The following is a 24127-nucleotide window of genomic DNA, read 5'->3' on the forward strand; positions in this document are numbered from 1 at the left end:
TTCGCGAACCACCACAGACCGCGAAATCGCCATTGTCAACCCTTGGGAGAATCTGGGGAGTTTGGGCTGGTGGCGCGCTCCCCATGGGTGCCGCTCGTGCGCGGCGCCCCGCGGGATTTGCGGTGTCACAGCCCTTTCCGGCAGGCCGCTACGAATGTGCCACGACCTCGCCGGCCGTGACCTGGGGAGGGTTGGGAAGCAGGAAGGCGAGGCGATCCCGTACGAAGTCCGTCGCCCTCTCGGTCGACGCCTCGGCACCGGCCCGGTCCTGGAAGACACTCGTCGAGACCATCACGCCGCCCCCGGCATCGACCCAGTAATAGGACACGAAACCTTGGACCTGGCGCAGGAGCGGCACGAAACCCTCGTTCACCTGGCGTCCCGCCTCGGCCGGATCGGTCACCCCTTCGTACCGCCGAACCACTGCGTACATGTGATCTCCTCACTGGATCGCTGGGCAGTCCTCTGCGGAAATGGCGTACCCACCGCGGGACGTGCAGCGTGCGCGAGACGTGCGGCGATCACCGGAAAGGCCCCCATCGGTGATCCGAACGGCGGCTCACGGCACCGCTCCGGCGCCGGCTCCCTCGCACACCGGCGTGCAGATGCTGCTTCTCGGCCGGCATTGCGCGGCATCCAGCACACCGGCCAGGGCCCGCGCTGGCCGGCCAACTGAAGCGGCTCGGTCACACCGCGCCATGCCAGGCCGCTGAACTCGCTCTCGGCGGACGCCGGGCGGATGCATGCGTTGACATAGGCCGACGGCCTTCCCGCTGACCCGCCCGCCCGCCCAGCTGACCGAGCCTCCCCGTCACCTGTGGAATTCGGCCAGGAGAACGTGCTCTTGCCGCCAACCACGGGCAGCCGGGGCATGACGCTGCGCGGGCCGGGGATAGACAAGAGGGTCAATGGGACCCAGTGCTCTGTGCGCGGGGCGGCTGTGGCCTGAGGGGGAGAGGTCCGGGCGAGTGCTGACCATCAACGTGACCGTACTGCTGGCCGTCATCGTCATCCTGCGGCTACGCCGCCGTACCGAGGCCAGAAGCCGGAAGGACGAGAAACTAACCGTCGTCATCGTTCTGGTCCTGGGGTTGCTCCTCGCACCGACCGCGTTCGGACAAGGAGTCCTGGACGTCGTGACCGAACTCGTCACCGGCATCTCCGAATCTGGCCGCTGACCCTGCCTCGGCGAGCTACCAGGGTTTCGGCATCGCGCTAGGCGTGCGTGCCAGGGCCTGGCCACCCGATCAGAGGTCACCTGGCAGCCTCTGAGGCGCGAGCATCATCGTGAGCGGGCGTTGTCCTGTGCTCGCTGTCCCATCTGTTCCCAGAACTGCCTGAGCTCGCCTGCTCCTGTGCGCCGCTGCCATCTCGCCTCGGGGTGGAGGGGAGAGCGCGATCGCGACAGCAGGGTGGACTGCGCACGGCAGAAGGCTTGGCTCAGCTCCACCCGGTGTCCGTCGAGGCCCTTGGGCGGGTACGGGCACAGGTCGAAGGCGCAGTCGTCCCGGCAGTTGGAGCCCGCCTGTGATGCCGCCGTACGGACGACGGTGCGGCTCGGGTCGAGCGGGCCGCGGTCCTGGGTGAGGCACGGCGGCAGATCGGGGCGGCCGGTGTGCTGAAGGCGGCGGAGCCGGTCCTCGGGCCAGTCGCCGCGTTCGGCGAGGTTTAGCAGCAGGAGGACGTCGGCGAGGAGTTGCTGAGCGCGCTGGTGCAGGGTGCTCCAGCCGGTCGAGGAAGGAATCCACAGCTGGTGTTTGCGGACTTCGCCGTGCGGGGCGGTCTGCGAGCCGACCTGGGCGGCGACGCCGCACTCGTCGATCCACAGGAACCGCTCGGGCTGCTGGGACTCCAGCGCCCAGACGCACAGTTCGGCAGCAGCCTCCACGAAAGGGTGCTGCCGCTCCCCGCCGGGGAGGACGAGCCACTGGCGCACCTGTTCCGCGGGATCGGAACCGTGTCCGTGCTCGGGGCGCATGACGTCGGCGCCGTCGGCGAGGCTCCAGAGGGTCAGCGCGTGCAGCAGTGTTAGCCGGGTGAACCAGAACCGGGTGCGCTTGAGCATGTCCCAGGCCTGTTCGGCCAGGTACTCCCGCGCCTCGGGCCGGGCGTGCGGATGGTGTTGCCTGCGGTTGGCCGCGTACTTGAACCCCTGGGCCAGAGCCACTTCCAGGGTGAGGTCAAGGGCGTGTGGCCCGTCCCGTTCCGGCACGCCCACACGCCGGACCCAGCTCTCGAGAAATGCGTACGGGGTGTCCCGGTGGCGATGGGTGGTGACCGAGCCCACGAGCAGGGGAATCAGCCACGCGCACATGGTGTTGTCCCGCCACTGCTTCTCTTCGGCCTCCCGTTCCTCGGCCTCCCGTCGGCGCTCGTCGTGCCGTTGTCTCTCCCGCTCCCGCAGCTCTCGCTTGGCCCGGCCGACTCCGCCCTCCTCCTGGCGGTGTCTTCGGGTCTCCTGTTCTGCGACGAGTTCCGGCTGCTGGCCGTCGTACAGCTCCAGCACCAAATCCCTCTCGTTCCCGCGTTCCACTCGCCGGCCTTGGATAACCTGCGGTCCGCGTAGCCGGGGCTGGAGTGCGGTGAAGGCCGCGTCGCCGCCTGCCCCGATCTCCTGCGCGATGGCGACACGGATGGGATACGAGGGCTCCTGGCACGCAATGTCGTACAGCTCGAGATAGGCGGGTTGCACGGTCCTTCTGCGGGTGACACCCCGCATCGCCTCACCAAAGCGGGACACCAGCAGCGCCTTGGCCGCCTGCAGGGTGTGCGGATCCCGGGCCCGCAGGTCCGACCAGGAGGTGCACAGCCGCATCGTGATCAGATGCTGCTGCGGGTCGGCGTCGATGCTGTCGATATCCAGGGCCGCCGCGTACAGCTCGAGTACGTTCGTGTGGAGGGTGCGGCCGAAGACCGCCCCGGTGTGCGCGGAGGCTTCCCCGGCGCAGGAGACCTGTCTATCTGGGGACCCCGAACGCCCGTCCATGGTCGTCTGCGCCCGGCGTGCGGCGTTCAGGAGCAGGTCGCGCGCGGCCGACGCCGGGCACCAGGGCTCCTCGCCGGCGCGCTTCTCCCCGTGCACACACGAACCCTCGGGCGTACGGGAGTGGAGCACCATCGCGATCAGCAGCTCGCGCCCCGGCTTCTCCAGCGCCGCGGGGAAGAAGGATCCGTCAGTCGGCTCGGCAGGGACACCCGGATGGATCACCGCGTTCATGAACCGGGATCCGAGATGGGCCTGGAGGACGCTGTGCTGGAAGCGGACGCGATCCCCGGCGAGTTCCGCCAGCCCCATCCGCGAACCCCAGTGAGCGGCGAGGCGAATGTCCAGCCGGCTGTCCTCGACCCTTGTCACCAGCTCCCGGACAATCTCGGGGTGGCGGGGCCGCGAGGGGTCCTGCTCGTCGATCACCTCGGCGAACCGCACCTCGGAGGAGTCCGATGCAAGTCCGGCGCATGCCAGTGCCGACAGATAGTGGACCGCCGACCGCCGCTCCTCCGGGCTGAGCGGCAGCTCGGGATGCAGACGGCCGCTGATCAGCGCTTTGAGCCACGTGTCGAGCAAATGTAGGCGGAGCGCGGCCCGGTCCCCGCCGCGCGTCTCCAAAGCCTCTTCCTCTGCGTGCCCGGACAGAGCGTGCTCCAGGAGTCCCTCCTCGTGGAGTTCACGGGCGATCTGCAGATAGGTGGGCGCCTCGGCGATGCCCGCCTTCTCGACGATCCAGTCCAGCCGCTGGCGGTCCTCCCAGCTGTTGCCGGAGGAGATGTACCTCAGGGCCGCCTCTTCGCTCAACGGCTCCAGGTCCGTGAGGGACGCCTCCATTCCCCGAAGCGAGTCGTGCGGCCGTGAGGTGATGATCAGCGGTAGCCGCTCGTCATTGGCCCGGCGGATGGCCAGCCGGATGATGTTGTCGCGTTCCTCGGCCAGCACCTCGCCGGTCAGTGCCTCTTCCAGCCCGTCCGCGAGGACAACGATCCGCCCCTGCTGGCACAACCGCCGCCACACTTTCTCCCCCTCAGAGCCGGAGCGGATGTTGCCCTGCACCTCCCGGGAGAATCGCTCGAACGCCATCTGACGGAAGTTCAGGTCTCCCTCGACCCCGCGCAGGCGCAACGGGATGGGGACCGCGTCGCACCGGGCGAGTTGCTGGGTCAGCAGCACGACCAATGCCGTTTTACCCGTTCCGATGCCCCCGACGACGACGTGCGCACGGCGGAACCGGCTGTCCTGCAGATCCCTCATGAGGACAGCGCAGAGCTGGTCACGGCCCACCACCTCGCCGAAGATGTCGCCCGCTGTTTCCACAAGCTCGTGCGGCGCCTCCCAGGCCTTCTTCAGATACGCCCTGCGTACGCGGCTGAACCGGAAGAAGAGGTAGGCGACGGTGACCAGGGCGAGCGTGAGGAAGGGCATGACGACGTTCTGAAGGACGCCGCAGGAAAAGCCGCTTTCACGGCACTGCTCGTCAATCCAGATCATGGGTGACCAGAATCTGGAATCCGTCGCGCTGTTCTTGCCCGTCAGAGTGAAAATGGCCTCCCCCGCCAGGAACAGCATGACCAGCGCTCCCAAGAAGGTCAGCGCCAACAATGGCGAGTACCACCCGCTCTTGCGGACCCGCCACTTCCGGGCCCGCTCGTAGACTCCCCGCCTCCTCCACGAAATGCCGCTGCCAATGTTCACCCTGTCACTGTTTCCTCGCCGGCAGGGCTTTCGGTGACAGCCCTGCGACATTCACCCGCGTGGCGCTGGTCACGGCATCACCCGGGTGGTGGTCCCCTACGCGGGCTCCAAGGCGGGCGTGGCCCGTCCCGATCCAGCCGGCCGGGCGGGCCCCGCGAACGTCCTGGCCTGCGGCGGAACAGCTCCAGGAAGGGCCCCTGCGGACGTCTCTGGGTGACCACCGCCGGTCCGCGCCTTGATCGCCGAAGGCGCAGACATTCGGCTCGCGACGAGTCGGAGCCGCTCAGCCTCCTCTGACAATCACGCGCGATGCGTGCTTCTCTCCGCAGCCCGGCCCGTTCCTGGGCGGGGGCCGGTCGATCCGGATTCCGCCTGTCATGGTGTTTCCATGACTCCTCGATTCGACTCCACGGCTGACGAAGCGCTCAACAACGCCCGGCGATTTCCCCGGCAGTTCGCCCGCACTCGCCGCTTCTCGCTCGGAGTGCCCCGACAGTTCACCGTCTCACCGGACGGCGCCCGGGTGCTCTTCGTACGGACCACGTCCGGTACGGATCAGGTGAGCCGGCTCTGGCTGTACGAGGACAGCAAAGAGCGGATGCTCGCCGATCCGCTCGGGTCGGGCCGCGGCGACGAGACGGACGGTGCGGTGCCACCGGAGGAGCTGGCCCGCCGCGAGAGGGCCCGGGAGACCTCGACGGGCGTGGTGTCCTACGCCACCGATGCACAGGTGCGGCTCGCGGCCTTCGCTCTGAGCGGTGAGCTCTGGGTGGTAGGGACGGACGGGGGCGCTCCGCGCCGGATCGTCACCGCCGGTCCCGTGGTCGATCCCCGGCCTTCACCGGACGGCACTCTGATCGCTTACGTGTCCGGGGGTGCGCTGCGGATAGTGACGACACAGGGCACGGGCGACCGTGCCCTCGCCGCCCCGGACGGCGACCAGGTGACCTACGGACTGTCCGATCACGTATCGGCCGAGTCGATCGGACGCTCGCGCGGACACTGGTGGTCGCCACGGAGCGATGCGCTTCTGGTGGCGCGGGTGGACACCTCGAGGGTGCAGCGCCGGTACATCAGCGATCCGGCCCGTCCGGAGCGGCCGCCGCGCGAGATGGCGTATCCGGCGGCCGGCACGGCGAACGCCGAAGTGTCGTTGCACCTCGTGCGGGTGTCCGGGGAGAGGCTCGCGGTCCGGCTTCCCGCGTCCTCCGGCGAGGCCCATCCCGAGGGGGTGTGGACGGACCGGTCGTTCGAGTACGTGGCGTCCGCTGCGTGGGACGGGCACGGCCCGCTGGTCTCCGTACAGACGCGTGATCAGCGTTCCGTGCACGTGCTCGCGGTGGATCCCGCCACGGGAGAGACACAAGCCCTGAGCCGCGCCCATGACCGTGCGTGGGTCGCTCTCAGGCCGGGTACGCCGTTGCGGCTTTCCTCCGGGACGCTTGTCGTTCCCGCGCAGCCGGGCGGCGACACGCAGGGGCTGAGGATCGGCGACAGGCCGACGCCTCCGGGCCTTGAGGTCCGTGAGGTGGTCGGCACCGCTGGTGACAGGGTGTTCTTCACCGCGAGCGAGGAACCGACCGAGGTCCATGTCTGGTCCTGGGCGAGCGGAACGCCCGGAAACGGTCTCACGCGCGTCAGCGCGGCACCCGGTGTGCACACGGCCTCGGTCGGCGGCCCCACCATGGTGCTGGACAGCAGGACCCCGGACGGTCAGACGGTGACCGTGCTGCGCGACGGGGCACCGGTGGGACGGATCGCGGTCCTCGCCGAGACTCCGCTGGTCACCCCACGGCCCCTTGTACTGAGTCTCGGGAAGCGTGAGCTGCGCAGCAGGCTGTATCTGCCCTCGTGGCACCGGCCGGGGGACGCCCCGCTGCCCGTGCTGCTCAACCCGTACGCGGGCCCCGGCATGCAGGTCGTTCTGAAGGTGCGTACCTGGTGGGTCGCGGTCGCCCAGTGGTTCGCCGACCAGGGCTTCGCCGTGCTGGTCACAGATGGCCGCGGAACTCCGGGGCGTGGGGAGGCCTGGGAGAAATCGGTGTACGGAGACCGGCTGACGGCTGTGCTGGAGGACCAGATCGACGCACTGTACGCGGCTGCCGCGCGGTATCCCGAGCTGGACCTGGCGCGGGTCGCCATGCGCGGCTGGTCGTTCAGCGGGTATCTCGCCGCTGCCGCCGTGCTGCGTCACCCGGAGGTCTTCCATGCCGCGGTCGCCGGTGGTGCGCCGACCGACCGGCGGCTCTACGACACCCATTGGGAGGAACGGTTTCTCGGCCACCCGGATGTACTTCCGGAGAACTACGAGCGCAGTTCACTGCTCTCGGAGGCGGCCGGGCTGACTCGCCCGCTCATGCTGGTGCACGGACTTGCCGATGACAATGTGGCCGTCGCCCACATGCTGCGGTTCTCCGCTGCGCTGCTGGCCGCGGGCCGGTCGCACACGGTACTGCCGTTGTCCGGGGCCGGCCATCTGGTCACCCAGGAGGAGACGGTGAGCAATCTGTTGCTGCTGGAGCGGGACTTCCTCAAGAAGTCCCTGGGGCGTTGAACACGGGGGTCCAGCTGCGCGTACCCCTGGTCGGAGAAGGAAGTCGTGAACACCGAAGTCGTGAATCGTGGAAGGGAAAGCCAGCATGAGCGCATCTCAGGACCACGAGGTCCGTCCCGGGCGTCGGGCCGTTGTGGTGGCTGCCGGGGCCGTCTCGGTGGCTGCCGTACTCACCGCGTGCGGCAACCAGAAGGACTCGGGCGGTTCGGATGCGGTCAAGCCGGCCGATGACGGATCGGACGGCGGCGGAGCCGCTCCGGACAAGACCGCCGACATCCCGGAGGGCGGCGGAGACACTCTGGCAAAGACCGCCGACATCCCGGAGGGCGGCGGAATGATCTTCGCCGACCAAGGCGTTGTGGTGACGCAGCCCAAGGTTGGCGAGTTCAAGGCGTTCTCCTCGAAGTGCACCCACGGCGGATGCGCGGTGTCGAGCGTGTCGGACGGCACCATCAACTGCCCTTGCCATGGCAGCAAGTTCGATGTGGCGACGGGCAGCGTGACGGAAGGTCCGGCCAGCCGGCCGCTGCCCGCCCGATCCATCGCGGTCGAGGGCGACTCGATCACGCTCGCGTCCTAGCGCGTGTTTCGAAAGTCCCGTCCGGCCGGGGGCGGACGACGCTACTGTCGAAACACGCCCCGGCCTGCCCTCAGCCCGGCCAGCAGCCGAGTACGTCATCGGTGGTCGTGATGGTGGCGACGAGGGCGAGCGTGTTGCGGATCATCGCGGGGGTGTAGTCGGCAGGCACCCCCGCGATGGCGTCGGACGGCACCACCGCCGTATATCCGAGATTCACCGCGTCGAACACGGCGTTGGGGATGGCGACATTGGCCGAGACTCCGGTGACGACGAGCGTCCGGCAGCCGAGATTTCGGAGCAGTGCGTCCACATCCGTACCGGCGATGGGCGAGAGTCCGTGCAGTCTGCGCACGACGAGGTCCTCGTCAGCCACCTCGATGGGCGCGGCGATCCGTACCGCCGTGGTGCCCGAGTGTTGTTGTACGGGCGACCGGCCGGCGGCCCGGAAGAGGCGGGCGTTGTGGTTGGCACCCCGCCCGTCGGGACGGCGTTCGGCCACCGCGTGCAGTACCTGGACCCCTGCCTTGTGGGCGGCTGCGACCAGTCGGGCGACGCGGTGAAGGGCGCCGGAGGACCTGGCCTCCTTGGCCAGGTCGGGCAGCGCACTCCCGGGGCCCACGACACCCTGCTGGCACTCGACCGTCAGAAGCACGGTGGTGGCCGGATCGAGCTGCGCGGCGAGCTGTTCCTTCGACGGCACGGCTGCCCCTTTCGGTGGCGGATCGGGCGCGCGAGGTTAACCGCCATTGCGTGATGAGGGAAGAGACCCCATGATTTCTGACACAGAGTCAGCTATCGGGAGGGAGCGTCCCATGGCCGCCATTCAGCGACGGGGCCGTCGGATCATGATGACGGACGCGGAACGCGACACCTATCTCGCCGCACAGCGCACCTGCCGGGTCGCCACCGTGTCCGCGGACGGCCGCCCGCATATCGGCGCCCTTTGGTTCGCATGGGACGGCACCTCGCTCTGGCTGTACTCGATCACCCGCAGCCTGCGCTGGTCCCAGCTGCGCCACGACCCGAGGATCGCGGTGGTCGTGGACGACGGGGTGGAGTACGCGGATCTGCGCGGCATCGAACTCTCCGGCACGGCCGTCCCTGTGGGCGAAGCACCCCGTGCCGGCGAACCGTGCCCCGAACTCGAAGCGCCGGAGCGGCTGTTCGCGGCGAAGTACTTCGGGATGGACACCATGCCGCACGACGGCCGGCACGCATGGCTGCGGCTCACCCCCGACGCCGTCACCTCCTGGGACTTCCGGAAGCTCGCAGGGCCGTCCGCGACCTGAGAACACCCTTCCCCGACCTACGTGGACGGTGCGTCCAGCTCACGGCCGGCCATCCGCAGCGCCGCCACCGCCGCCCTGAGCGACGGACGCCGGTCCGCGTCGGTACGCCACACGGCATGGATGTGCCGCACCATCTTCTGCCGTACGGGCACGAGCCGCACCCCCTCGGGAACCGGCCCCCGGCCCAGTCGCGGCGCCACACAGACTCCCATCCCAGCGGCGATCAGGGCGAGTTGAGTGTGGTGCTCGACCGCCAGATGCGCGATGCGTGGTTCGATGCCCTTGGAGCGCAGGGTGAACATCAGCCAGTCGTAGCAGAATTCACCCTCGGGCCAGGAGACCCAGTCGTCGTCGGCGAACTCCTCCAGGTCCACCTCCGCCCGGTCCGCGAGCCGATGACCGGCCGGCATGGCCACATCCGGCGCATCTTCCAGGAGGTCGACCTTGGTCAGGCCGCCGGGCACCGGCAGCCGCTTGTTGCTCCAGTCCAGCACCACCGCAAGGTCGATGTCGCCCCTGATCACCGCACGGATTCCGTCCTCGGGCTCCAATTCCCTTGTATATACGCGCAATTCGGGGTGCTCAGCACGCAGCGCGAGGAGAGCTGCGGGGAAGAGCCCGCGCGCCGCGGTCGGAAAGGCGGAGAGGCGGATCTCGCCCACCACCTCACCGCGCTGCGCCTCGATGTCGGACTGGGCCAGCTCGACCTGGGACAGGATGCGAGCCGCGTGGTCGGCGAGCAGTTGACCGGCATCGGTGAGCCGGACCCCGCGGCCGTTCTTGGCGAGGAGCTGCTGCCCCACTTCCCGCTCCAGTTTCGACATCTGCTGGGAGACTGCCGACGTGGTCACATGCAGCCCCTCGGCGGCACCGCTGACTGAACCGTGCCGGGCGAGGGCATCCAGGGTGCGCAGGCGCTCCAGGTTCAACATGTAAGCAATGCTACGCGAATTCCTACACAAATTCTCACTTGCCCTACGCAATTACCCGCCTGGTGGAGGAGGTAGGTCCGACGACCGCGCAGATGGTCACCTACTTCATCCCGGTGATCGCCACCACTGCCGGCGTCGCCATACTGGGTGAGCAGCTGAGCTGGAACACGCCGGTCGGCGCGCTCGTGGTCCTGGCAGGAGCCGCTCTCACCCAGAGCAGGAGCGCAGCAGCAGGGCCGGGACCAGGGCTCAGCCGTAGTTCAGCGGTTTCGCCGGTCCCGCCGCTGCCGCCACCGCATCCGCCAGCGGCCCGATGTCGGCCTCGGTGAGCGGTGAAACGGTGAGCCGGATCCCCTGGGGTGCGGTCATCCGGAACCGTGCCCCGGGCGCGACCGCCCAGCCTGCGTGCAGCAGCCGCGCCACCGCACCTGTCTCGTCGCTGACCGGTACCCATACGTTCATGCCGCTGCGACCGTGCGCCTGTACACCTCGCTCCGCCAGCGCCTGCACCAGCGCGTCCCGCCGCTGCGCGTACGCCCGTGCCACCGCGCCGGAATCGACCGCACCCGAGGACCACAGGTGCACCACGGCCCGTTGCAGCAGCCTGCTGACCCAGCCGGGGCCCAACTGCTGCCGACCCGACACCCGGTCGGCCGTGACCGGATCCCCGGTCAGTACGGCGACCCGTAGATCCGGCCCGTACGCCTTGGCGACCGACCGCACGAAGGCCCACCGGTCCGTGGCACCCGCCAGTGGGTACAGCGACAGATCGACGATGCCGTGCCCGTGGTCGTCCTCGATCAGGAGGACGTCGCGGTGTCCGGCCAGGACGCCCCGCAGTTCGAAGGCGCGTCCCGCGCTGATCGCCGCACCGGTCGGATTCTGCGCCCGGCCGGTGACCACGAGCGCCCGGGCGCCGGCACTCAGTGCGTGCTCAACGGCATCGGGCAACGGTCCCTCGTCATCGAGTGCGACGGGCACGGGGCGCAGCCCCAGCGCCGGCACGAGATCCAGCAAGCTGCCCCACCCCGGGTCCTCGACGGCCACCGCGTCACCGGGCTTGAGGTGCGCCACCAGCACGCGCTCGATCGCGTCCAACGATCCGGAGGTGGCGACCACGGGCCCGGCGGGCACCGAGTCGCCATCCAGCGCGGCGCGGGCGAGCGCGGCGAACTCCGGGTCCACCGACGCCTGTCCGTACATTCCGGGCCGCCGCGCATACTCACCCGTGGCCGCCGCGAACGCCTCCCCCAACGCGGGCAGCAACGCCGGATCGGGGTTCCCCTCGCCCAGGTCGCGCACCCCGGGCGGCGCCTCGACCCGGAGCGAACCGCGCGCCGTACTCGCAGGGCGGGGCCGCACCCTGCTGCCCCGGCGCCCCGCAGTCTCGATCACCCCGCGCTCGCGGAGCGTGCGGTAGGCGGCTGCCACCGTGTTGGGATTCACCCCCAGCAGATCCGCCAACTCCCTCATGGGCGGCAGCACTTGCCCGGGAGCGAGGTCCCCGGAGCCGACCCCGCACTCCACACTGGCGGCAATTTCCGATGCGCGCCGCCCAACAATCCGATACTCTCCTAGCACAAAAAAGATTATGCACTAGTGCAATGGAGTACGCAATGCCGGAGATCGCACCGCCACAGCCCACAGGCGACGCCGCAGCCGGATACCAGCCGACGGAACGCACCGTCCCGACCCGTTCCCGCGACCGCGCGGCGTACGACCGGGATCTGGTCCGCTCGATACTCGACGAGGCGTTCGTCTGCCATCTCGGCTTCGTCCGCGACGGCGCACCCGTCGTCCTGCCGACCCTCTTCGGCCGGGTCGGCGATCGGCTCTACGTACACGGCTCGACCGGCTCCAGGCCACTGCGGGAAGCCGGCCGGACCGACCCGGGCCTGCCCGTCTGCCTGACCGTGACGCATGTCGACGGGCTGGTGCTGGCCCGCTCCGCCTTCCACCACTCGATCAACTACCGCTCCGTGGTGGTCCACGGCACAGCGCGCACGGTGACCGACCCGCAGGAGCGGCGGACAGCCCTCGACGCGATCGTCGACCATGTGGTGCCCGGCCGGTCCGCGGACTCTCGCCCCGCTGACGAGAAGGAGCTCGCCGCGACAGCGGTGATCCGGCTGGACCTTCAGGAGGTTTCCGCCAAGATCCGCACCGGCGGCCCCAACGACGAACCCCGCGACCTCGCACTGCCCCACTGGGCGGGCGTCGTCCCGCTCGCCCACGGCTATGCGACACCGCTCCCCTCGGAGGACCTCGATCCCGACATCGCAGTACCCGACTACATCACCGCCCTCTGACTAAGGGCTGTGCGGTCGCCCGACTGCTGGCGTGCACGGCACTGCGCGCCTCGGCGAACGCAAGCCTCACCACGGCCGCGAGCAGCAGCAGCGTCCCGACAGCCGTGGCCGCGGTGAGCTGTTCACGGAGCACCACCACTGCGATGACCGCAGCGCTGACAGGTTCGAGCAGCATGATCACGGACACCGTCGCGGCACGCACCGCCGCGGCGCCCGCGCAGTAGAGCGCATAGGCGAGTGCGGTCGGTGCCGCCGCCACGTACACCAGCAGCGTCACGATCTGCGCGACCTGCGTGGTGTGCGGTACGAGCCCCTCGGCCGCAGCCATCGGAGCCGCCCGCGCTAGGGCGTGTTTCGAAAGTCCCGCCTGCCCCGCGACGCCTGGCACGCACGCTCGCCGCGTTGTCGGGATCGTCCCCGTACGCCCAAGTACGAGGACGACCCTCCGCCTTGCGATCGCACGCACCAGACGCCGTGGGGCCCGCCCTTCGGGCGGACGACGGGACTTTCGAAACACGCCCTAGGTGGCAGGCGGCGAAGGTACGGTCGAATGCATGATCGTCACATTACGTCGCAGCACGACCCGCGGACAACTCCCCCTCGACAGCGGCACAGCCTCCATCCGATCCTGCGATGTGCCCCTCGCCCCGTCCCGATGCGACGGGTCCGGAAGGCGTCCTCGGTGTCGACGACTGGGCAATGAAGGCACCGATCAGCACCATGGAACCGCCGATGAGCTGCGGCGCCGACAGGTGCTCGCCGAGCATCACCCAGGCGAGCACGGTGGCGATGACCGCCTCAAGACAGGCCACGACGCCCGCCACCGCGGGTGAGAGCAGCCGCACCGAGATCACCCCGGTGACGTAGGCGATCACCGTCGACATCAGTACGATCCAGGCGAGCAGCAGCCAGGCGGGTACATGCGTGCCGTCCATGCGCGCACTGCCTCCCAGGACCGACCAGCCCATGCCCCAGGGCCGTGCGACCACGGTGAGGACGACGGCACCGATCAGCAGTCCGTACGCAATGACGCCGACCGGATGCGGAGGTTCAACCCCTGCCGCGCTGTCAGCGCTGCCCTGGTCCGACAGGACGAAATAGCCGACCTGACAGCAGGCGGCGCCGAGCGCGAGCAGCAGCCCGACCACGTCGAAGCTCAGCCCCGACCAGAACTCGATCACGCAGGTGAGCCCCCCGACGGCGAGCACCACGCCGACCGCGGCACCCCGAGTGACCGGCCGGCGCTGAACGAAGCGGACCCAGCCGAGGACGAGCGCGGGCGCCAAATACTCGACAAGAAGAGCGACGCCGACGGGGATACGGGAGATCGCGGCGAAGTAGCAGGCCTGCACACCGGCCACAGCGAACAGCCCGAACCCCAGCAGCAGTATTGGCCGGCTGCGCAGGAGTTCCCGGTGGCGCCAGGCGGCGGGCAGCATGACAAGGGCGGCGCCCGCCACCCGCAGCCACACCACATGAAGCGGATCGAGTCCTGCCTCGATCAGCGGCTTGGCCGCCACCCCTGAACAACCGAATGCGAACGCCGAGGCCAGGGCAAGTCCCAGGCTCGCGCTTCTCCCCTGAGGCGCGTACATCGGCACATCATGACAGCTGCGGTCAGCAGCGTCACCACAGTGACCCCTGACACCTCCTTGAATCGGCGCCCGCACGTCAGGCCGTGAGCCCCCCGACTCCCCGCCACCCCTGGCCGGATACCCCGACGATCCGGGCTGCGAGCTGCTCCGCGTCGACACCGGCCCGCTCCAGCACCTCGACGGCCCGGCACTCGCGGTCCGAAGCCAGTGCCGCAAGCAGATCGAGCCCTCCGGCCCGCACCTCGCCCCGCAGCTCCGCCCGCTCGCGAGCTTCAGCCATCGCCGAAGCGGCCGAGGGCGACCAGCCCTCCACGCCCGTGCCCCGCAGCGCGGAACCCACGCCCTCGACGACCGGGACAGCGCCGGAGTCCTCCACCGCACCCTGCCAGCGGAGCCCGTATCCGATACTGCGCTGGACCAGATAGCCGAGCACCTTGGCCAGTTGAGGTCCGCCCTCGAAGGCCGCCCGCGCCTCGGGGTCCGATTCGATGAGGGAGTGCAGCAGATGCGCAGTGTCGACCTGCCGGTCACCGTCGCGCAGTGCGCGCCTTCGGGCACCCGTCACCACGGTGGCCAGCTCCACAGTGAGTCTGGCGTCGTACTCAGCACGGTTTGGTGCGGGCTGCTGAGGGATCCGCGGCGTCCGGTATTGCACACTCTTACCCCATCAGCCTCACAGCGCCGAAGCATCGCCGGAGGGGCCCATTCAGGCATCCCACGCAAGTTGGGCACACCGGAGCGGTTCCTCCTCCTTACGGATGAGATATCACGACTCCCGGATCCGATCCGGGAAAACCGCGCGCGCCGCCTTGCACCGCACCCCCGGAGCGACCGCGAGCCGCCGCAAAGATCTGACGGTTCATCAGTATTGAATGTTCGCGCCGCTACGGCTACGTTCCGCGGCACCGTAACCCGCCGAGAAGGGGTGGTCGCATGGCCGAAGTCAGTGCGGAAGCACGCATCGAAGCACCGGCCGAGAAGGTCTGGGCCCAGCTGACCGACTTCACCGCGTACGACCAGTGGAACGCCACCCACACAAGCTTTCCCAAGGGCGGTCCGGCGACGCTCGAACTCGCGGCCACCTACGAGGAGAACATGAAGCTGATGGGCTTCCCCGCCGAGGTGACCTGGACAGTGGCGGAGCTGGAGACCACGCGCCTGCTGGCTACGAAGGGCAAGGGGCCGATGGGTGTCAACCTGTCCATGCGCTACTCACTGACCCCGGACGGGGACGCAACCACGGTGCGCATCGACGGGGAGTTCACCGGCGCCGCGGTCTCCCTGATGGCGGGCAAGCTCAAGGACTCGGCGACGGCCGCACTCGTCGAGTCGCTGCGCAAGCTGGGCGGGCTGGTCGTGACCTGACGGCCGCCGGAACGGCGGAAAGGGCTACACCCCACCTCGCCCGAGCGAGCTATCTCTCGGGTTTTGCATGGTCATGCATTATGGTGCATACTCTTCCTATGTCTAAGGTCCTCACCTCCCTTCCTGCCGGCGAGCGCGTCGGCATCGCCTTCTCGGGCGGTCTCGACACCTCGGTCGCGGTCGCATGGATGCGCGACAAGGGCGCCGTCCCGTGCACCTACACCGCCGACATCGGCCAGTACGACGAGCCCGACATCGCCTCGGTGCCCGGCCGTGCGAAGACCTACGGTGCCGAGATCGCGCGCCTGGTCGACTGCCGCGCGGCGCTGGTCGAGGAGGGTCTGGCCGCGCTCACCTGCGGGGCGTTCCACATCCGTTCGGGCGGGCGCGCCTACTTCAACACGACGCCGCTCGGCCGCGCCGTCACCGGCACTCTGCTGGTCCGGGCGATGTTGGAGGACGACGTACAGATCTGGGGCGACGGCTCGACCTTCAAGGGCAATGACATCGAGCGGTTCTACCGGTACGGCCTGCTCGCCAACCCGCACCTGCGGATCTACAAGCCCTGGCTGGACGCGGACTTCGTGACCGAACTCGGCGGCCGCAAGGAAATGTCGGAATGGCTTCTCGCCCACGACCTGCCCTACCGCGACAGCACGGAGAAGGCGTACTCCACCGACGCCAACATCTGGGGCGCCACCCACGAGGCCAAGACCCTGGAGAACCTCGACACCGGCGTGGAGACCGTGGAGCCGATCATGGGCGTGCGGTTCTGGGACCCCTCGGTCGAGATCGCCATCGAGGACGTGACGATCGGCTTCGACCAGGGCCGCCCGGTGACGATCAACGGCAAGGAGTTCGCTTCCCCCGTCGACCTGGTGATGGAGGCAAACGCTGTCGGCGGTCGGCACGGCATGGGCATGTCGGACCAGATCGAGAACAGGATCATCGAGGCCAAGAGCCGCGGCATCTACGAGGCACCCGGCATGGCCCTGCTGCACGCCGCGTACGAGCGCCTGGTCAACGCCATCCACAACGAGGACACCCTCGCCCAGTACCACAACGAGGGACGGCGCCTCGGCCGGCTGATGTACGAGGGCCGCTGGCTGGACCCGCAGGCGCTGATGGTGCGCGAGTCGCTGCAGCGCTGGGTCGGCGCGGCCGTCACCGGCGAGGTAACGCTGCGGCTGCGGCGTGGTGAGGACTACTCGATCCTCGACACCACGGGCCCGGCGTTCAGCTACCACCCGGACAAGCTGTCGATGGAGCGCACCGAGGACTCGGCGTTCGGCCCGGTGGACCGGATCGGCCAGCTCACCATGCGCAACCTCGACATCGCCGACTCGCGCGCCAAGCTGGAGCAGTACGCGGGGCTCGGCCTGATCGGCACCGCCAATCCCGCCATCGGTGCGGCCCAGGCGGCTGCGACCGGGCTGATCGGCAGCATGCCGGAGGGCGGCGCCGAGGCCATCGCCTCTCGCGGCGAGGTCTCCAGTGACGACGAGATGCTGGACCGCGCCGCGATGGAGTTCGGCACGGACTGACCGGCCTCGTCGAGTGGAAGGCTCGGCACTCCGAGCTTGGACGCACCAACTGCATGGCCGGCTCGACGCCGTTGGCATCGAGTCGGCCATGCAGTTGCCCGGGTCCGTTGGTCAGGCGCAGCCCGGCGGCGTTGGCGGACCGGATCGTCGGCCTGTTGCACCGGGCCGGACCGATCACCACGCAGCTGGTGCAGGAGCCCGGCTCACCTGTGCTGGAAGGCACGGCCGTAGGCTGCAACAGGCCTTTTGCACCATGGGTGTTGGTCAGAATCCACAGCAAGCGGGACCCCTGTCAGACGCCCGGAATCGGTGACAGCCGGCCGAAGTCCCCGTCTCCGGCCGGGCTTTTCGGTCCAGCGACATGGAATTGGCCTTGGCCTGCCGCTGTCCGTCGCACGTACGGTCGCGTCATGAGGATCCGAATCGTCGACACGTTCACCGACCGCCCTTTCACCGGCAACCCGGCGGGAGTCTTGCTGCTGGACTCCGACCACGCTTTCGCCGACGACGAGCAGCTCCAACGGATCGCCATGGAGCTGAACCTCTCCGAGACCGCCTTCGCCCACCCGTTGCCGCCGGGCGGCGGGGCGGACTGGGCACTGCGGTGGTTCACCCCGACCACCGAGGTCGACATGTGCGGGCATGCCACGCTCGCCACCGCACACGTCCTGCACACCACCCAGGCTGCGAGCGGAACGGTGCGTTTCGCGGCGCGGTGCGGAATCCTCACCACGACCGCCCACCCCGAGGGCACCGTCACGCTCGACTTCCCCACAGCCCCGCTGACACCGGAGACCGCCCCGGCCGGGCTGGCCGCCGCCCTGGGCGCGGCACCGCTCTCCGTCCACGACACCGGCCCTCACCTCGGCGATCTGCTCGTCGAACTGGCCGACGAGGCGACCGTGCGAGAGCTGACCCCGGATCTCGCGGCGCTATCCCGCCTCTCCCGCCGAGGCGTCATCGCCACGGCCGCAGCCGAGGACCCCGCCCAGGGGTACGACTTCGTCTCCCGCGGCTTCTTCCCACGCGTCGGGATCGACGAGGACCCGGTGACCGGCAGCGCCCACACCGCACTGGCCCCCTTCTGGTCGGTCCGCTTCGGCCGAGGCGAGCTGACCGGACTCCAGGCCTCCGCCCGTTCCGGACTGGTTCGCACCTCTCTGCGTGGCGACCGCACCCTGATGACCGGCAGCGCCGTGACGGTCATCGACGGCGAACTGCTCACAGCACTCTGACTCCTCCACCGACAGCACGGAGGGCGCACGGACGACTCCCGTACGTCCTCTGCGTCGAAGAACACCCGCGATCCGCTCCCGCGCCGGACACGGCCCACCCGTGCCTGCTCACGGCGTGGGCAGCCACCCCACTTTCCCCGCCAGCAGGGCGTAGCCGACAAACGCCCCGATGTCGAGCAGTGCATGCGCCGCGACGAGCGGACCGACCCGCCCCCAGCGCCGGTACAGCAGCACGAAGACGACGCCCATCACCATGTTGCCGATGAATCCGCCGATCCCCTGATACAGGTGGTACGAGCCGCGCAACACCGAGCTCGCGACCAGGGCAGCTATTGGCGTCCACCCCAACTGCCCGAGTCTGCGCAGCAGATATCCGACGACGATCACTTCCTCCACCACGGAGTTCTGCAGCGCGGAAAGGATCAGTACCGGGAATTTCCACCACACGTCGGGCAGCGATTCCGGGACCACGGTCAGATTGAAACCAGCTGCCAGCGCGACCAGGTAGAAGGCGAGCCCGGCGCTTCCGACGGCCGCCGCGACCATGGCACCGCGCCCCAGGTCCGGCCACGGTCTGGTCCGGTCGAAACCAATGGCTCGCAGGCCCGAACCCTCCCTCATCAACAGATGCGCAACAAGAGCGACGGGTACCAGTGCCGTCGCGATTCCGAAGAGTTGCCAGGCGAGATCCAGCCATGGACGCCCCGGTGCATACGAGCTGTTGAGCGTCGCGGCCTGCTCCTTCAAACCCCCTGGTTTCGTCAGCGATCCGACAAAACTGATCAGGGCAGACACCCCACTGGCGCCCAACGAGAGAGCCAGTACCAGCACCGTTTCGGACCGCAGTATCCGTCGCGACACAGCCTCTTGGGGGAAAGATTCAGCCACGTACCCCGCCTCCACCTGTACACCTGCCTTGAGTTGTGCATTCACGCCCCATCCTGCTCCCCGTCCCGTTAGGGTCTCGAATGCAGGTACGAAGATCATGCGCGACAGGCCGGGGGGACAACCACCATTGGTGATGGTGTGGTCCCCCTTTTCCTTGTTCATCCTCAAGGAGGGGCACCACCTCATGGGACGTCACAGCTTGCCCGACGACGATGCGACCGATGGAAGCGGGGGCGGGCCGCCGCGCCGTCGGCGCACCGTAGCGATCGCGGCCATGGTCGTCCTCGCAGTGGCGGCGGGAACGGCAGTCGTGGTGCAGGGCGGTCTGCTGTCGTTCTCGAAGTCCTGCGAGGACTCCGCCGTACGTCTTTCCATGGTGGCCTCACCGGACATCGCCCCCGCCGTGCGTGCCGTCGCCGACAAGGCACGCCAGGACGACGTGAGATCCGACGGCCGCTGTCTGTATGTGCGGGTGGTGGCCCGCGATTCGTACAAGGTCGCCGACGCTCTCACCTCCGGCACCCGTACCCCGGACTACCAGATCTGGCTGCCCGACTCCGACCTCTGGCTCGACCGGGCCAAGGGCTCCGGTGACGGCATCCCGATCACTCCCGGCGATTCCGTCGCTTCCTCCCCCGTCACCCTGGCCATGGTGCCGTCGGCGGCCAAGAGCCTCGGCTGGCCGAAGAAGGAATACTCCTGGGCCGAGTTGACGGCCGCAGTCATGGACTCGGACAAGGTGCGCCTGGGGTCGGCCGACCCGGCACGCAGTGCCACCGGTCTGCTTGCGCTCTCCAGCATCGGCGCGTCCTCGGAGAAACAGGGAGGCGACAGCGACACCAGGGTCGCGGCGACCGCCAAGCTGCTCGCGCAGCGCATGTCGGATGGTGACACCCAGGTGCTCGAAACGCTGGCGCAGGGCGATTCGGGCGCCGAGCAGGTCAATCCGGAGCGCAACCAGGCGGTGCTCCTCTCCGAGCAGGCCGCGTTCGCCCACAACGCGGAGTCGACCGGCGGTGGAAGGCTCGATCTCTTCTACCCCGAGGACGGCACCCCGCTGCTCGACTATCCGTACACGCTGGTGGACGAGGCCAGGTTGACGACCTCCGAGGGCCGGGCGGCCCTGCGCTTCATGACACTGCTGAATGGGCCGGGCGCGCAAGCCGTCCTGAAGGAGCACGGCTTCAGGAACGCTTACGGGGCCGTCGCGGAGTCGGTGGTCGCATCGGCGGGCGGCAGGAAGCCCCAGCCGTACGCCACCGCGGCTACCGCAGCGCCGTCCGCCGAGACGCTCCAGCAGACGCTCGGCATGTGGACGATCACGGTGCAGAGCGCCCGGCTGACGACGGTCGTCGATACCTCGGGTTCGATGGCCACGATCGTGCCGGGGCGCAACCAGTCCCGGATGGACGTCACCAAGGCGTCCCTGATCGAGGCCCTCGACCAGTTCACCCCGAACGACGAGATCGGGCTCTGGGAGTTCGCCACCACGCTCGACGGCGACAAGGACTACCGCAGGCTGGTGCCGACGGACCGGCTCGGAAATCCGGCGAAGGGCGGCGGCACCCACCGCGAAAGGATCGCCGCGGCCTTCTCCGCACTGCAGCCGGTGCCGGGCGGCGCGACCGGCCTGTACGACACCATTCTGGCCGCGTACAAGGACGCCCAGGCGACTTATGTGAGGGGCAAGTTCAACGCCGTGGTGATCCTCACCGACGGCTCGAACCAGGACAACCGCTCCATCTCCCGCAGTGCCCTGGTCGCGGAACTGAAGCGGATCGCCGACCCGGAGCGTCCGGTGCCGCTCCTCGCCATCGCGGTCGGCCCCGAGGCCGACCGCGACGAGGTGAACGAGATAGCGAAGGTGACCGGCGGTGGGGGCTACCAGGTGACCGACCCGACCGAGATCCAGGCCGTGATTCTGCAGGCCGTCATGACGGCCGGGCAGAGCAACCACTCCGCCCAGGAGTAGCGCTCAGCGCTGTCGGGAACGGCAGCGGGTGCCGGCGCCCGCCACGACGGGTCACGGCGCGGGGACACCCGTCGGCCAGCTGTGCACGGGTTCGCCGCTGTGCATCAGTTCGGCGTACCGGCGGGTGGTCGCGGCCAGCGCCGCATGGCGTTCGAGTCCGGCCTCCCGTGCCCGGTGATAGGTGTCCACCTGCCAGGACGCTCCGTTCATCCGCCGCTTGCAGCGCTCCTCGATCACCCCGAGGTACAAGTCGCGGTCCACGGGCTCGATGTTCCAGGCGTCGAGCCCCGCAGCGGCCAGCGGCAGCAGTTCGTCCCGTACGAGTTTGACTGCCGGAACCCGGGTCAGCCCGCCAGAACGGCCGGGACGGGGCCAGATCAGCTCCGCGTCGATGCCATGGCGGCAGGCGGTGTCGAAGTTCTCGGCCGCTGCTGCGAACGGAAGCCTGCTCCACACCGGACGGGATTCCTCGGCCAACGCCCGCACGAGCCCGTAGTAGAGGGCGGCATTGGCGATCACATCGGTGACGGTGGGGCCGGCAGGCAGGACCCGGTTCTCCACCCGCAGATGAGGTACGCCGTCGGCCAGCCCGTACACGGGCCGGTTCCAGCGGTAGACCGTACCGTTGTGGAGCACGAGCTCCTGCAGCCGCGGCACCCCGCCCTCGTCGAGCACCCGCAGCGGGTCCTCCTCGTCGCAGATCGGCAGCAGCGGGGGGAAGTAGCGCAGATTCTCCTCGAAGAGCTCGTACGCCGAGCCGACCCACCGCTCCCCGAACCAGGTCCTGGGCCGTACCCCTTGGTTCTGGAGTTCGGGCGGTCTGGTGTCCGTGGCCTGCTGGAAGAGCGGCGGCCGCGATTCCCGCCACAGCTCCCTGCCTAACAGGAAGGGCGAGTTGGCGCCGAGGGCGATCTGGACTCCGGCGACGGCCTGGGCCGCGTTCCATACGGCCGCGAAGCGCGCCGGGGTCACCTGCAGATGCAGCTGAATTGATGTACAGGCGGCCTCGGGAATGATCGAGGTGGAGGTAGAGACCAATCGCTCCACGCCTTGGATATCGAGCAAGAAGTCTTCGCCCCGCGCAGCCGTCATTTGCTCGTCCAGCAGTGTGTAGCGTTCCGCGGCCGAGAGGTTCGCCGCAACGAGGTCCTGACGGACCAGGGTGGGCAGAATTCCGATCATCACGATCCCGGCATCGACCTCGCCCGCCTTCCGATGGGCATATCCGAGGCCGGTCCTGAGCTCTTCGGCCAGCTGATCGAAAACGCGTCCGTCCAGGTGGTGCGGGACAATGTTCACCTCCAAATTGAACATCCCGAGTTCGGTCTGGAAATCATGGCTCGCGATGCGCGGGAGCACCTCCCCATTCATCATCTTCGGCATGCCGTCGGAACCTGCCAGATTCAGCTCGATCTCCATGCCCATCAGGTTGCGGGGGCGGTCGAACCTCCGCTCCGTCAGGAGCCTCTCCAGCCCCTCGAGGCACTGGCGAAGCTTCCTCCGGCACCTCTGCCGATCGGACAGATCAAAGGCGCCCGCCACGACCTTCTCCCCCATCGAAGCGTCCCTCCCTCGAGTGGGCGGCCCGCGGCCCAGGCCGCTCGCGTCACGATCGATAATGCCCAGGCCAGGTGATCCATAACGCCCCCATGAACGCCGCGCTCCCACTAATCTGAGGACGGTCCGCCGGGGCACATTCCTTCGGCATGGTGCAGTGCGCAGTTTCCGCCACCCGGTGCGTGGCGAAAACGACGATGCGTTTCGGCCGACCGCCTCCAGGGAAAAACCCCTGGCAGTGGCTGCGCCGCTGACGAAGAATCAGCAGAATCTCCGCATAATAAAGTCCTGATGCCGCCTTGTCGGCAATACCTGCGACGGCTAGTGGAATCACTGCGCGAACACGTGTCGTATAAACTTCGCGGACGAGGCAGAGAGTTGACGCACCGGCCCAGTCACCGGCCCCCTCTGGCCCCGCACGCCGACAGCGCCGTCTGCACCCGCCCACGCATCACCGTGTCTCCGAAGTGAGAGGCGACCCACTATGCCGCTGCATGTTTCCCCGGCTCCCGCGCCCGCTCTGCGCAGCGTTCTCGCGGCACTCGGTTCACCCACCGCAGTCCGCGAGGCCCGCACACCTGCTCTCCGATCCGCCCAGGGACCGCTGAGCCCCGAACTCCCGCTCCCCGTCCATGTACTGGGCCGGATCGGTCCGAGCGGGCTCGCACCCGCCACCCGGCTTGCCGCGTGGCGGTTCCTGATCCGCAGCTCGGAGCAGGCCGTCGCCGCGGCAGACACCATGCTCACCCCGGACGGCTGGACCTTCTCGCACTTCTTCGAGGGCCCGTATATCGCCTCGACCGAACTCGCCCTGCGCCAGGCCGAGACGGTGACACCGCACTACCAGCCACGGCTGCTGTCCATTCCGGAGCTCTATATGCTGGCGCTGTGGCTGCACGCCGACACCGAGGCCGACGCCTCCGGCGGGGCACTCGCCCCCGCCGATCTCCTGGTACCGCTGGCACCCGCACCTCCAGGTATCGCGGCGCATCGCCCGCATCGGGTCGCCGATCTGCTCCGCGTGATGACGCTGCGTATCACCCCGGGCACCGGTCCCTTGCTCGGATCACCGGCCTGACGACGGGCCGCATCCCACATCACCGCTCTGTGCCCCGCCACCGTCTCGGCGGGGCACAGAGCTGCGGGCCACACATCCCGCCCATCCGGACTAGCCCGGTCCGGCCACCCCGAACCACCCGAAGGGACAGTGCAGTTGCGGTGAACCCACCGGCCGGGTGACGCGTCCTCGGAGCAGGGAGAAGTGCTGCTGCGAAATCCCTGCGGATTGACGCCCGTGGGGCAACACTGGGACCCGACCGATCGATACGGGGGGCGACCATGAACAACTCATCAGGCCGCAGGACATCCACCACAACACAGCGAAAGAACCCACCCATGTGCCAACACCAGCCACCATGCCCGACCGCCGACTCAGCCGACCGGGAAGCCGCCCGTCTGACGGCACACCACCCGGAACAAGGCTGGAGCCTGCTGTGCAACGGCGTCCTGCTCTTCGAGGACACCGGTGAGCTGCTCCCGGACGGGCAGATCATCGCCCCGCACCGACCCCTGGGGACCGGCCGGGTGATGAAGGCCGCCTGACCCCCGGCCGGTACGAACTGG

General features: G+C 68.9%; 21 protein-coding genes and 2 pseudogenes. 13 read left to right on the top strand and 10 right to left on the bottom strand.

What is annotated here, in order from left to right:
- Nucleotides 1-148: 148 nt before the first annotated feature.
- Entirely contained in the window at nt 149-433 is a 285-nt protein-coding gene (locus ABT115_RS17830; RefSeq protein ID WP_351790266.1) for a hypothetical protein, read from the bottom strand.
- Between the two features lie 535 nt (nt 434-968).
- Between ABT115_RS17830 and ABT115_RS17835 the strand changes: the two genes are divergently transcribed.
- Nucleotides 969-1178, top strand: a complete 210-nt coding sequence (locus ABT115_RS17835; protein ID WP_351790268.1) for a hypothetical protein — start codon at nt 969-971, stop codon at nt 1176-1178.
- A 104-nt stretch (nt 1179-1282) separates the two neighbouring features.
- Here ABT115_RS17835 and ABT115_RS17840 read toward each other — a convergent pair whose 3' ends face one another.
- Nucleotides 1283-4480 carry an NACHT domain-containing protein gene (locus ABT115_RS17840; RefSeq protein WP_351790271.1) on the bottom strand — a complete coding sequence of 1066 codons (3198 nt, stop codon included), beginning with the start codon at nt 4478-4480 and terminating at the stop codon, nt 1283-1285.
- Between ABT115_RS17840 and ABT115_RS17845 the strand changes: the two genes are divergently transcribed.
- The 3 genes from ABT115_RS17845 to ABT115_RS17855 all read left to right on the top strand — a co-directional run bounded on the left by ABT115_RS17845 (nt 4479) and on the right by ABT115_RS17855 (nt 7818).
- On the top strand, nt 4479-4643 hold the full coding sequence (locus tag ABT115_RS17845; RefSeq protein WP_351790273.1) for a hypothetical protein: 165 nt from the start codon (nt 4479-4481) through the stop codon (nt 4641-4643). The genes ABT115_RS17840 and ABT115_RS17845 overlap by 2 nt on opposite strands.
- A gap of 429 nt (nt 4644-5072) precedes the next feature.
- Nucleotides 5073-7238: a S9 family peptidase gene (locus ABT115_RS17850; RefSeq protein WP_351790276.1), complete on the top strand. Its 2166-nt coding sequence runs from the start codon at nt 5073-5075 to the stop codon at nt 7236-7238.
- Between the two features lie 85 nt (nt 7239-7323).
- The gene (locus ABT115_RS17855) at nt 7324-7818 is read left to right on the top strand and encodes a Rieske (2Fe-2S) protein (protein ID WP_351790279.1); all 495 of its coding nucleotides are present in this window, start codon (nt 7324-7326) and stop codon (nt 7816-7818) included.
- 70 nt (nt 7819-7888) lie between these two features.
- On the opposite strand, the gene ABT115_RS17860 is transcribed toward ABT115_RS17855, so the two are convergent.
- On the bottom strand, nt 7889-8518 hold the full coding sequence (locus ABT115_RS17860; protein WP_351790282.1) for a cysteine hydrolase family protein: 630 nt from the start codon (nt 8516-8518) through the stop codon (nt 7889-7891).
- 112 nt (nt 8519-8630) lie between these two features.
- Here ABT115_RS17860 and ABT115_RS17865 point away from each other — a divergent pair, with 112 nt between their 5' ends.
- Nucleotides 8631-9107 carry a pyridoxamine 5'-phosphate oxidase family protein gene (locus ABT115_RS17865; RefSeq protein ID WP_351790285.1) on the top strand — a complete coding sequence of 159 codons (477 nt, stop codon included), beginning with the start codon at nt 8631-8633 and terminating at the stop codon, nt 9105-9107.
- 17 nt (nt 9108-9124) lie between these two features.
- On the opposite strand, the gene ABT115_RS17870 is transcribed toward ABT115_RS17865, so the two are convergent.
- Entirely contained in the window at nt 9125-10039 is a 915-nt protein-coding gene (locus ABT115_RS17870) for a LysR family transcriptional regulator (protein WP_351790288.1), read from the bottom strand.
- Between the two features lie 59 nt (nt 10040-10098).
- Here ABT115_RS17870 and ABT115_RS17875 point away from each other — a divergent pair.
- Nucleotides 10099-10368 (top strand): annotated as a pseudogene (locus tag ABT115_RS17875) (DMT family transporter); the annotation flags it as partial.
- Here the strand turns inward: ABT115_RS17875 and ABT115_RS17880 are convergent.
- Nucleotides 10289-11620, bottom strand: a complete 1332-nt coding sequence (locus tag ABT115_RS17880; RefSeq protein ID WP_351790291.1) for an aminotransferase class I/II-fold pyridoxal phosphate-dependent enzyme — start codon at nt 11618-11620, stop codon at nt 10289-10291. The pseudogene ABT115_RS17875 and the gene ABT115_RS17880 overlap by 80 nt on opposite strands.
- A 35-nt stretch (nt 11621-11655) precedes the next feature.
- Between ABT115_RS17880 and ABT115_RS17885 the strand changes: the two genes are divergently transcribed.
- Nucleotides 11656-12348 (top strand): pyridoxamine 5'-phosphate oxidase family protein, encoded by a 693-nt coding sequence (locus tag ABT115_RS17885; protein ID WP_351790360.1) that lies wholly within the window; start codon nt 11656-11658, stop codon nt 12346-12348.
- Here ABT115_RS17885 and ABT115_RS17890 read toward each other — a convergent pair.
- The 3 genes and pseudogenes from ABT115_RS17890 to ABT115_RS17900 all read right to left on the bottom strand — a co-directional run.
- Nucleotides 12335-12679 (bottom strand): annotated as a pseudogene (locus tag ABT115_RS17890) (EamA family transporter); the annotation flags it as partial. The gene ABT115_RS17885 and the pseudogene ABT115_RS17890 sit on opposite strands and share 14 nt — an antisense overlap.
- A gap of 235 nt (nt 12680-12914) precedes the next feature.
- Nucleotides 12915-13943, bottom strand: a complete 1029-nt coding sequence (locus tag ABT115_RS17895) for an EamA family transporter (RefSeq protein WP_351790294.1) — start codon at nt 13941-13943, stop codon at nt 12915-12917.
- 76 nt (nt 13944-14019) lie between these two features.
- Nucleotides 14020-14598 (bottom strand): Clp protease N-terminal domain-containing protein, encoded by a 579-nt coding sequence (locus tag ABT115_RS17900; protein ID WP_351790297.1) that lies wholly within the window; start codon nt 14596-14598, stop codon nt 14020-14022.
- Between the two features lie 278 nt (nt 14599-14876).
- On the opposite strand from ABT115_RS17900, the gene ABT115_RS17905 reads away from it, so the two are divergent.
- From ABT115_RS17905 to ABT115_RS17915, 3 genes are all read left to right on the top strand, one after another.
- A complete protein-coding gene (locus ABT115_RS17905) occupies nt 14877-15308 on the top strand; it encodes a type II toxin-antitoxin system Rv0910 family toxin (RefSeq protein ID WP_351790300.1) in 432 nt (143 codons plus the stop codon).
- 98 nt (nt 15309-15406) lie between these two features.
- Nucleotides 15407-16852, top strand: a complete 1446-nt coding sequence (argG, locus tag ABT115_RS17910; protein ID WP_351790303.1) for an argininosuccinate synthase — start codon at nt 15407-15409, stop codon at nt 16850-16852.
- Between the two features lie 410 nt (nt 16853-17262).
- Complete coding sequence (locus ABT115_RS17915; protein WP_351790306.1) at nt 17263-18087, top strand: PhzF family phenazine biosynthesis protein; 825 nt, start codon at nt 17263-17265, stop codon at nt 18085-18087.
- Nucleotides 18088-18195: 108 nt separating this feature from the next.
- Here ABT115_RS17915 and ABT115_RS17920 read toward each other — a convergent pair whose 3' ends face one another.
- Entirely contained in the window at nt 18196-18975 is a 780-nt protein-coding gene (locus ABT115_RS17920; protein WP_351790363.1) for a CPBP family intramembrane glutamic endopeptidase, read from the bottom strand.
- A gap of 184 nt (nt 18976-19159) precedes the next feature.
- Between ABT115_RS17920 and ABT115_RS17925 the strand changes: the two genes are divergently transcribed.
- Nucleotides 19160-20947, top strand: a complete 1788-nt coding sequence (locus ABT115_RS17925) for a substrate-binding and VWA domain-containing protein (RefSeq protein ID WP_351790309.1) — start codon at nt 19160-19162, stop codon at nt 20945-20947.
- A 51-nt stretch (nt 20948-20998) separates the two neighbouring features.
- On the opposite strand, the gene ABT115_RS17930 is transcribed toward ABT115_RS17925, so the two are convergent.
- Nucleotides 20999-22504 carry a glutamate-cysteine ligase family protein gene (locus ABT115_RS17930; protein WP_351790312.1) on the bottom strand — a complete coding sequence of 502 codons (1506 nt, stop codon included), beginning with the start codon at nt 22502-22504 and terminating at the stop codon, nt 20999-21001.
- Nucleotides 22505-22988: 484 nt separating this feature from the next.
- Here ABT115_RS17930 and ABT115_RS17935 point away from each other — a divergent pair, with 484 nt between their 5' ends.
- Nucleotides 22989-23582: a hypothetical protein gene (locus ABT115_RS17935; RefSeq protein WP_351790315.1), complete on the top strand. Its 594-nt coding sequence runs from the start codon at nt 22989-22991 to the stop codon at nt 23580-23582.
- Between the two features lie 317 nt (nt 23583-23899).
- Entirely contained in the window at nt 23900-24106 is a 207-nt protein-coding gene (locus tag ABT115_RS17940) for a DUF5999 family protein (RefSeq protein ID WP_329593868.1), read from the top strand.
- The last annotated feature ends 21 nt before the right edge of the window (nt 24107-24127 follow it).

Source organism: Streptomyces sp. NPDC001832 (assembly GCF_040297265.1).
In the GTDB taxonomy this organism is placed as follows: domain Bacteria; phylum Actinomycetota; class Actinomycetes; order Streptomycetales; family Streptomycetaceae; genus Streptomyces.